Consider the following 9,744-nt stretch of genomic DNA (forward strand, 5'->3'; position numbering starts at 1 on the left):
AGGGGGTTCTTAGTAACCGTAGAGCGAGTGAAGAAGGACAGGAAAGGAAAGGCAATAACGCGGGAGTTTATCTCCAAGGACCTGTACCCTGCTCGCCCCCGGGTAGTGCTGGTTGGCCCTTCGGGAGGCCTACCGAGAGACAGTTTTGCGGGGCTTGCTGACTAAGGCAAGTGACGTTTATAATGAATTTACAAGGGGCTCCAGACCGGAGGAAGAAAATTGACTATACGGCCAGCATTTATAACACCAGACTGGAAGCATCTTAACCCGGGAGCAAGAATTGCAAGCTTATTTATGATCTTGTTCATAGGTCTTGTAGCTGCTTTTTGGGGAGTGTGGACAAACAGTCTAGCTCCAGTCTCTACCAAAGATCAGGGGGTAACCATAATTACCATTTCCCCCGGTTCCAGCTTGAAGACAATAGCTGATTTGCTGGAACAGCGAGGTATTATTAAGAGTTCCTGGGCTTTCCAACTCCTAGGTAGAGTAAATGGCTGGGGCAGTAAATTGCAGGCTGGAACTTATGCTTTGAGCCCTTCAGAGGATACTACATCCATTCTTGGGAAGTTGGCGCAGGGAAAAGTGGCGCAGCGATCCTTTACTATTCCCGAAGGTCTTACTGTTGTACAAATTGCCGACCGACTTTCCCAGCAAGGCCTAATCAATCGGGACCGGTTTCTAGCAGAAGCAGCCAACGGAAAGTTTGACTTTCCTTATATAAACAACGCGATTTCAGGACCGGAGAGGCTAGAAGGTTATCTTTTTCCAGATACTTATACCATTCCTTTCAACGCGAATGAGCATGATATCATCCAGATTATGCTTGAAGAGTTCAAGGCGGTTTATGGGCCCAAAGAACAAAAGCGGACCCGGGAACTAGGCCTTACTCCCAACCAGGTAGTTACTATAGCTTCCCTGGTTGAAAAGGAGGCCAAGAATGATGCGGAGCGTTCCTTAATTGCTTCAGTTTTCTATAACCGGATGGCCAGGCATATGCCCCTTCAATCTTGTGCGACCATTCAATATATCCTCGGACACCCCAAGGAAGTACTTACTTATAAGGATTTGGCCATTCCTTCACCCTATAATACCTATCTTCATAATGGATTACCGCCTGGACCCATAGCTTGTCCTGGAAAGAAATCGTTGCTCGCTGCTCTCTATCCAGATAATAGCCCGTACCTGTACTTTGTGGCCCGAGGAGACGGCACTCACCATTTCAGTACTACCCTGAAGGAACATCTCCAAGCTAAAGCTGCGATCGAAGGGAAACAGGACTGACGTCTGCTTCTACTGGTTACACCTGAAACTGCTCAACAGCTTCTTGCAGTGCCGTTGATAAATTTGATAGGTTTTGAGCAGAAGCAGATAGCTGTTGGCTAGAAGCGGATTGTTCTTCGGTTAAAGCAGCCGCTTCTTCAGCTCCGGCAGCGGTTTCCTCGGAAACACTGGCTACGTTGGCCATCACATTGCCTACCTCCTCGGCGCGATGCATGAGTGTTTGAGAAGACTGGGCTATTCCCTGAGTATGGGTGGCGATGTTTCGAACTGAGTCTTCGATATGTTGAAAGGCTTGTTGGGTAGCTTTCAGCGATAATTCTTGAGCGGCTACTGCGCTTTCAGCTTTCGACATTTCTTCTTCAGCTTGTTTAACTGCTTCTTGAATCTCCGAGATAAGCTGGGCAATTTGATCGGTGGCGCCAGCGGATTCTTCGGCCAGTTTTCTCACCTCTTCTGCTACTACGGCGAAACCGCGACCCTGCTCGCCAGCTCTGGCAGCTTCGATAGCAGCATTCAAGGCTAGCAAGTTAGTCTGTTCGGCAATACTATCGATGACTTGAACGATTCCCCCGATAGCCATAGCCTTGCTGCTGAGAGAGGATATAGCCTCCCCGACATGGGTTGTGGCCTGCTGGTTGTCAGCCATACGTTCTACCTGGGCCGTGATTGTTTTTACTCCTTGATCCACCACTGTTAGTGCTTTCGAGGTCAAATTTGCGGATTCATCAGTTCGCTGAACTACCTCCTTCAAAGTAATCAACATCTCTTGCAGCATGTCGCTGCCTTTTTGGGTACTTTCGGCTTGGACTTGAGCTCCTTGGGATAGCTCATTAACTGTCCGGGCGATATCTCCGGCTGCTCTGCCTGTATCCTCGGCTGTCGCAGCTATTTGCTGCGCAGATGCAGCCACCGCACTAGCGCTTTCCTTAACCTGGAGTATTAGTTGCCGGATACTCTGAACCATTTGGTTAAAGCTGGCCGCCAGCGTACCAAGCTCGTCACGGCTTTTGACCTCAACGGTACGCGTAAAGTTACCTCGAGCTAGATCTTGAGAGGCCTCAGTTATTGCCCTTAACGGTCGAGTAATCGAATTAGCTGAAGAGGTGATTAGAATTATTAGAATGGCTAGTACGACCGCTGAAGTAAATATTACCCCTTGCTGTAATCCGGCCAATGGACTGTTGAGCTCCTTCAAGGGCACAGAAATACCGATTGACCAGCCGGTGATTGTCACTGGCGTATAAGTTAGCAATTGAGCAATGTTGTCGCTAGAGGTATATTGATCGCTACCAGTCTCCCCTTTGGTCATTTTCTCAGCTACAGCTCGCATGCTGGGGGTAATTGCCTCTAGATCATCGGTGAGCAGGTTGGTCATATACATTTTGGGATCTGGATGGGCTACTACGCGGCCGTCTTGGGTAAGTAGAAGTGCAAATCCAGTCTGTCCTATCTTAATGCCAGAAATAATCGAACTTAGATGGTCCAGCGGTATCGTTCCCCCCAAAACTCCGATGGTGGCCCCGGTTTCGTTCTTGACGGGACTGGTGATAGTAATTATGGCCTTGCCCGTGTTACGATTCAACACCGGGTCGGAGATAACAGTGCGACCCTCTTTGAAGCTCTTGGCAAAATAATCGGTATCCCCAATGTAGGCAATCGTGCCGCTGGTGTTAGTGCTCTGGCCGTAGGCATCGGCAAAGAAAAGCATTTCATAGTGAGTCATCTTTGCGCTTTCTGACTTAAGGTAAGACTGCATAAGAGCCCATTGACCGCTGCGGACTGGAGGGGTATTGGCTAGGAGTTCAATCTCTGACCGGTAACGCTCCAACTTTTCAGAAAGAATATTGCTCAATAACTTAGCCTGGTCTTGAGCTTGAGTACGTATATTAGTTCCGAGGACACTTCTTGCTTGAACCAAGGCAATTGAAGTTAGTACTATAAGTCCAATAGCCACGACAGTTAGGGTATTAGCTAGTAGTTTATTCCTTAGGCTCTTCAACTAAACTAACCTCCCTCTAAGGGATTTATTACCCACCTATAAATCGACCCTACAATAGTTAGATCGACACTTTGGGCCAAAACTTTTGTAACCCCCTATAATGTTCCGCCATATAGTATAAAGTGACTCTCTCAGGGAGGGTTCAAAGTGCTGGACTGGGAATGGCAAGAGGTTTCCTCCCCTTTGGAGTCCTTCATTGGTTACCTTGACAACCATGCGTTTCCTCAACCCCTATCTGAAGAGGAAGAAAGCCTCTATATTAGGCTATTCCTGGAGAGGGGAGATCCGGAAGCGCGCAATATCCTGATAGAGCACAATCTGCGGCTAGTTGCGCACATAACCAAAAAATTCGAAGCCTGCGGCGAGAGCATGGAAGATCTAATATCCATAGGCACCATCGGCCTGATCAAGGCCATCAATACTTATGATCAAACTCGGGGTACCAAGTTAGCAACCTATGCGTCCAGATGTATTGAGAATGAGATTCTCATGTACCTGCGGGCCAACAAGAAAACTAAAGGGGAAGTGTCTATCTATGATTCCATTGGCGTTGACAAGGAAGGTAACGAGATAACTTTGATTGATGTGCTAGGCACTGAGGGGGATGTGGTGGTAGAAACAGTTGAGAATTCATTAGATCGGAAACGGGTGCGAAACAAGCTCAAAAACTTGTCGAAACGTGAGCGGCGGGTTCTGGAGATGCGTTATGGATTGCTTGATAGTCGACGACACACACAAAAGGATGTGGCCAAAAATCTTGGAATCTCTCGCTCTTATGTAAGCAGGATCGAGAAGCGAGCGGTAAACCGGTTGCTCAAAGAGCTGGAAAAAGGCTGAGACAGATTAAGTTTATCTTCTGGCGAACCGAAGTTAGATATTGAGGATTCAGCCAACGAAGGAGCCCAAACCTTTCATGAGAGTACTAGAAGAGCTTGACCGCGCCCTGGTTACTTGGTTGCAACCATACCGGCTGGATTATATCCTATTTGCAGGTGGCCTGGGGATAACGTTTTATATGCTGGCAATTAAGGTCCAGTATTATCCCTTGAGTTTGATTCCATATATAGCCCTCCTAATTAGCGGGGTGGCGTATTTTTGGCCGTGGCTTGGCCCGTATGCATTTTTGTTGGCTTTGTTTCCTATAGCCTTGGCTATAAGTCCAGCTCTGGGCTTCGGAACTATAGTAGCAGCGGTCACCCTTTATTACCAGCACCTGAAAAAACCCGATTCGGTGGGACAAGCCTTTCGCTTCAATGATAGGGGCATTCCCAACTTTTTTCTGCTATTGGCAGTCTCTCCTTGGTTAGCTTCTCATGGCTGGGAAACGCTAATCCCTATCTTATCAGGGGTTCTATATCCAAAACTCAAGGGTAGTTTCCTGGCGTTTGGTGGTGGCTTATTTTTGGCTGGTGCTGCCGTGGTCTTTGGAAGCCACTATTTTTACTTACCGCCGCCAAGCCCCATGCCCTCTTTAGTTTTGCCACCCGCTGATGAAGTCAGGTTTTGGGGTTTGGCCAACTTTAGTTGGGACAGCCTCTTCGATTTTTATTACCAGACTTTATTGGGGCTGTTTTCACGGCAGGATTGGTTGTTATTAGCCAGCATATGGGGTATATCTGCTTACGGAGTTGGATACCTTGGCTCTTTAAAGGTTGGTAGACAGAGACTGGTGCAAACTGGCGTTGGCGTTTTGCTGGTGCTTTTGTTGCAGCACCAACTTCTCGCCTTGCCTTTTCCCAAGCCTTCCTCCCTGCTTGGAGCTATGGCTTTGGCCTATGTCCTCAGCTTGCTGTGGAGCGGAGAAGCTGGAAGCGGGACAGAGGGGGCTCTGGCGCCAGTACCAGTTGCCAACAATAAGCTGGGTTTGACAAGGGTAAGAACTGGCGAAACCAACGGAACTCCAGTGGGGTGGGATGATATTGTTGGTTATGACGATGTCAAACAAGAAATTAGGGATGCCATTAGCCTCCATTTCAATCCTTTAGCCTCGCAGGAATTCGTTGGAGCTCGCCCTATTCGAGGAATACTGCTTTTTGGGCCAGCAGGAGTGGGGAAAACCCTTTTTGCCCGAGCCATAGCCACGGAAAGCAAGGCTGCATTTATTGGAGTAAGCGGGCCAGAATTCTTCGATAAATGGTTTGGAGAAAGCGAATCCCGCCTGCGAAAGCTGTTCCTTGAGGCTAGGAGGCAACCAACTGTTCTGTTCTTTGATGAGATTGAGGCCTTTCTCCCCCAAAGGGGTCGGGATATGTATGACCACTATCACGTATTGGAGTCAATCGTAAGCACCTTCTTGGGGCAAATGGACGGACTGGGAAGCTTTGGAGAACAAGTATTGGTGGTTGGGGCTACCAATCACCCTGAGCACTTGGATTCAGCTGCCCTTAGACCGGGACGATTCGATAAAGTGATCTACATTCCGCCTCCCGACCGGCTTACCCGAGAGAAACTGTTTAGCAAATTTCTTGCCAATAAAAGGGTTGGAGCAGACGTTGATGTTTCCCGGTTAGCCGCGCTTACGGAAAGGTATACTGGAGCGGATGTGGAAGGAATTTGCAATAGCGCAGCCCTGGAGGCGAGAAACCATCCCATCAGCATGGGTTACTTAGAAGCCCTTATCTCGCAGACTAAACCCTCGGTGTCGTTGGCTATGTTGAAACATTATGAGGCTATGCGGGAAAAGTTTCAAAGGCGAAGCAGAATAACTGCCCAAAAGAGGTCGGAAGACCAGCCTGATTACACTTGGGAGGACGTTAGTGGTCTGGATGAAGCCAAAAGGGTAATTGAGAAAACTATCCTGCTTCCATTGGCTCACCCTGAAATTCTCCAAACTTACAGGGTGCGACCGCCTCGGGGCGTACTATTCTTCGGCCCGCCTGGGTGCGGCAAGACATTGTTAGCCAAGGTAATTGCTTCAAAGGTGGGAGCCAAATTCTACCCGGTACAGGGCCCGGAGCTTTTGAGGGGTGTATTCGGAGAATCGGAACGGGCCATCAGGGACCTTTTTACCCGGGCTAAGGAGAATGCGCCAGCCATCATTTTCTTTGATGAGGTTGATGCTTTAGGTAACGCCAGAGACCATGGGGCGGGTAGCGCATTAGTAAACCAATTGCTGGCTGAGATGGACGGTATGGAAGAGCTCAACCAAGTAATAGTGCTGGCAGCGACTAATCGCCTCGAGAGCTTGGACCGGGCTTTGCTTAGGCCCGGTCGGTTTGACCGGTTGGTTTTTGTGGGTCCACCAAACGAACAAGCCCGGGCTGACTTATTTAGGAAAAAATTGTCTGGCATACCAGGATCAGATCAGCTTGATTTTTCGCAGTTAGCGGCAGAGACGGAAGGTTATTCTGGCGCAGATATTGAGTATATCTGCAGCGCGGTTGCCCTGTCTAAGGCTGAGGAGGCGGTTGAAAAGAAACAGGTAGTAGCCATTACCACTGAAGATATGCTGAAACAGATTAGTATAACTCCTTCATCCCTCAGAGAGATTGACCTTGAAGCTTACTGGGAGCTGGCCCAAGCTCAAAGGCTCTAGTAAGAATAGGCTCTAGCGTGCTATAATCAAGTGAGTATCGGCCGGACAGCATATACAGCGACTATTTGGAGGCTACTATGTGGGAGATTCTAATACCAGATCTCTACGTCAAGGGAATAACGAACATACCTTTAAATCAGCTTCTAGGCTGGGGTACCAAGGGTCTGATAGTTGACTTCGATAACACCGTCACCGAATGGAACGCAACTATGGTGAGCGCTGAAGTAGGCAACTGGATCAAGGCAGTAAGGGAATTGGGGATAATGATGTGCCTTACCTCTAACAACCGAGGGCCGCACATTGAAACTATAGCTTCCCAATTAGGGGTTGCGGCAGTGACAGGTGCAGGGAAACCCCGGCGGGGAGGTTTACGGCGGGCTTTAGCGATTTTAGGCACTACCCCAGCGGAGACAGTAGTAATTGGCGATCAGATTTTTACCGATGTCCTTGCCGGTCACCGGATGGGAATGAGAGTCATTTTAGTACAACCGCTGAGCCGGAGGGAGTTTCTTGGCACCCGGCTAATGCGAGTGGGAGAGCGGCTACTGTTAAAAAGGCTGGCTCTCAAGGAGGACTGGTAGGTGAAACGTCCGGTGGTTTTGATCGGCTTTCCGGTGGGCCACAGCCTTTCGGAAAGAATGCAAAATGCGGCTTTTAAGCACCTTGGTTTGGACCTATACTATTATGCAGCCGAAATCAGACCGGAGGAATTGCCAGAAGCAATCCGCGGCCTGTCTAAACTGGGTTTTGCAGGAGCAAACGTCACTATTCCTTACAAAGAACAAGTCTTACCGTTTCTAGACCATTTAGATCAATCGGGATACGAAGCGCAAGCAGTTAATACGGTGGTGTGTCGGGACGGTAAATTATGGGGCTACAATACCGACGGGGAAGGATTTATTCGCTCGCTAGCTGAGGAAGGTATCGTTCCTCGCGGCAAAGTTTTTTGCCTCATTGGTGCTGGCGGTGCTGCTCGCGGTGTGGCTCAAGCCCTAGTGCGGCAAGGAGCCGCTTGCATCGATTTTATCAATCGGACGCCAAAACGGGCTGTTAGGCTGATAGAGGATATATTGCGTAGCGCTGAAAAAGCTGGTTCTGTTTTGACAACTGAGCTTAAGGCGTTGCCATTGTGTAGGGAAAGCTTCGAAGCTGCCCTTTCCCGAGCCCAGGTTTTGGTTAACTGCTCGCCGGTGGGGATGTACCCCCGGGTTTTCGATTCGCCGCTACCTTATCCAGAGCTGTTACGGCCCAGTTTGGTGGTTTACGACTTAGTTTACAATCCTTACCAGACAGCCTTGCTGCGGGAGGCTGCCTCTCGTGGCTGTCAGACTATCTCCGGCCTAGGTATGCTGGTATATCAAGGGGCAGCAGCTTTTAGCCTCTGGACCGGTATGTCTGCGCCGGTGGAAATTATGTGGGCGGCAGCCAAGTCCAGTATTACGGGTGAGAGATAATGGCATGGCCGGGCTTGCGTTTTGTTACCGGCGGGGAGTCTCATGGTCCGCAGTTAACAGCGGTCGTCGATGGGTTTCCAGCTGGGCTGAGCGTGAATCGAGATGAGATAGACTATCAGTTAGCGCGACGACAGCAGGGGTACGGCCGTGGGGGCCGTATGGCGATTGAACGAGACCGAGTATCGATTGCAGGCGGGGTTCGGAGAGGGAAGACTACCGGCGCGCCGGTTGTTCTAGTAATTGAAAACCGTGACTGGGTGAATTGGGAAAGGTATATGCAAAGTAGCCCTGACGTTGATGAGAGCAGGGCAGTTAGGGTGCCTCGGCCTGGCCATGCCGATTTGCCTGGGGCCATAAAGTATGGCCATTACGATATCCGGGATGTACTAGAGAGATCCAGTGCTAGGGAGACAGCGGCAAGGACTGCAGTAGGTGCCTTAGCTCGTATCCTTCTCAGTGCTGTTGGCATTACGATTAGCGGCAAAGTACTACAAATTGGTCCTATGAAGTTCAAAGGCGGTATTCAGTCGGATGATACTGACGAAGAGCTTGCCAGATTAGTTGATGAAGTCAGGTTACGAGGCGATACCTTAGGAGGAATTTTCGAAGTTAGTGCCTCAGGAGTTCCGGTCGGCCTAGGCAGCTACTCGCAATGGGATCGGCGCTTGGACGGTAGGTTGGCTGGTGCCATCATGAGCATTCCTGGCATTAAAGGTGTGGAGATTGGCATGGGCTTTGAGGCTGCAGGCAAGTATGGTTCGGAAGTACATGATCCCATTTACTACCACCCAGCCCAAGGCTTCTACCGACAGACCAATGGCGCTGGCGGCATAGAAGGTGGCGTGACTAATGGCCAGCCGGTGGTAATCCGAGCAGCTATGAAGCCTATTCCCACCCTCCTTTCGCCATTGCCTAGCGTTGACCTTATTACCAAAGAGGTTAAGGGGGCCTCAGTGGAACGATCTGACGTATGTGCAATTTTTGCAGCCGAAGTAGTTGGGGAAGCGGTGCTGGCTTGGGAACTAGCTTCTGCTCTTCTAGAGAAATTTGGCGGAGATAGTTTGGCTGAGCTAGAAACAAGAGTAGAACAGTGGCGAGAGTATGTCCAGCAATTCTAAAGCCAATCTGATTCTTGTTGGTTTTATGGGCACTGGAAAGACTACTATTGGGCGTAAGCTGGGTCAGACCTTAGGCCGTCGATTTGTCGATACCGACGCAGAAATTGAAGCAGCGACAGGGCTTAGCATATCAGAAATTTTCCGCCGTTACGGCGAGAGGTACTTTCGGGCCATCGAAAAACTAGCAATCAAAAGGATAGTTGGGATGGGCAACTTGGTCATTGCCACTGGAGGTGGGGCAGTTACCGACAGCGAGGTCCGATTGTTGCTTAGTAAGGCAGGAATGGTATTCTGGCTTACCGCTCGCCCAGAAGTGATTCTTAAGCGAACGCAAACAAACCGAGATCGGCCTTTGCT

General features: G+C 49.5%; 8 protein-coding genes (1 of these 8 only partly in view). 7 read left to right on the forward strand and 1 reads right to left on the reverse strand.

The annotated features are described in order from the left end of the window. Nucleotides 1-294 precede the first annotated feature (294 nt). Nucleotides 295-1,281, forward strand: a complete 987-nt coding sequence (gene mltG / locus H5U02_09675; protein MBC7342697.1) for an endolytic transglycosylase MltG — start codon at nucleotides 295-297, stop codon at nucleotides 1,279-1,281. Between the two features lie 16 nt (nucleotides 1,282-1,297). Here mltG and H5U02_09680 read toward each other — a convergent pair whose 3' ends face one another. Next, nucleotides 1,298-3,280: a methyl-accepting chemotaxis protein gene (locus H5U02_09680; protein MBC7342698.1), complete on the reverse strand. Its 1,983-nt coding sequence runs from the start codon at nucleotides 3,278-3,280 to the stop codon at nucleotides 1,298-1,300. A gap of 147 nt (nucleotides 3,281-3,427) precedes the next feature. Here H5U02_09680 and sigK point away from each other — a divergent pair, with 147 nt between their 5' ends. From sigK to H5U02_09710, 6 genes are all read left to right on the forward strand, one after another. Beyond that, nucleotides 3,428-4,117 (forward strand): RNA polymerase sporulation sigma factor SigK, encoded by a 690-nt coding sequence (sigK, locus tag H5U02_09685; protein MBC7342699.1) that lies wholly within the window; start codon nucleotides 3,428-3,430, stop codon nucleotides 4,115-4,117. A gap of 76 nt (nucleotides 4,118-4,193) precedes the next feature. Then, nucleotides 4,194-6,815 carry an AAA family ATPase gene (locus H5U02_09690; GenBank protein MBC7342700.1) on the forward strand — a complete coding sequence of 874 codons (2,622 nt, stop codon included), beginning with the start codon at nucleotides 4,194-4,196 and terminating at the stop codon, nucleotides 6,813-6,815. A 77-nt stretch (nucleotides 6,816-6,892) separates the two neighbouring features. After that, a complete protein-coding gene (locus tag H5U02_09695; protein ID MBC7342701.1) occupies nucleotides 6,893-7,396 on the forward strand; it encodes a YqeG family HAD IIIA-type phosphatase in 504 nt (167 codons plus the stop codon). A 57-nt stretch (nucleotides 7,397-7,453) separates the two neighbouring features. Beyond that, on the forward strand, nucleotides 7,454-8,269 hold the full coding sequence (gene aroE, locus H5U02_09700) for a shikimate dehydrogenase (protein ID MBC7342702.1): 816 nt from the start codon (nucleotides 7,454-7,456) through the stop codon (nucleotides 8,267-8,269). Next, nucleotides 8,269-9,387 carry a chorismate synthase gene (gene aroC / locus H5U02_09705; GenBank protein ID MBC7342703.1) on the forward strand — a complete coding sequence of 373 codons (1,119 nt, stop codon included), beginning with the start codon at nucleotides 8,269-8,271 and terminating at the stop codon, nucleotides 9,385-9,387. Before aroE ends, aroC begins: the two co-directional genes overlap by 1 nt. Continuing rightward, a protein-coding gene (locus H5U02_09710) for a shikimate kinase (GenBank protein MBC7342704.1) crosses the window boundary here: on the forward strand, nucleotides 9,371-9,744 show its 5' portion. Its footprint extends 40 nt past the window's final position; the window shows 374 of its 414 coding nt (coding positions 1-374); the start codon lies at nucleotides 9,371-9,373; its stop codon lies beyond the right edge, outside the window. The genes aroC and H5U02_09710 overlap by 17 nt, the downstream gene beginning before the upstream one ends.

It is taken from the genome of Clostridia bacterium, assembly GCA_014360065.1.
Lineage (GTDB): Bacteria > Bacillota > DSM-521 > Neomoorellales > JACIYF01 > JACIYF01.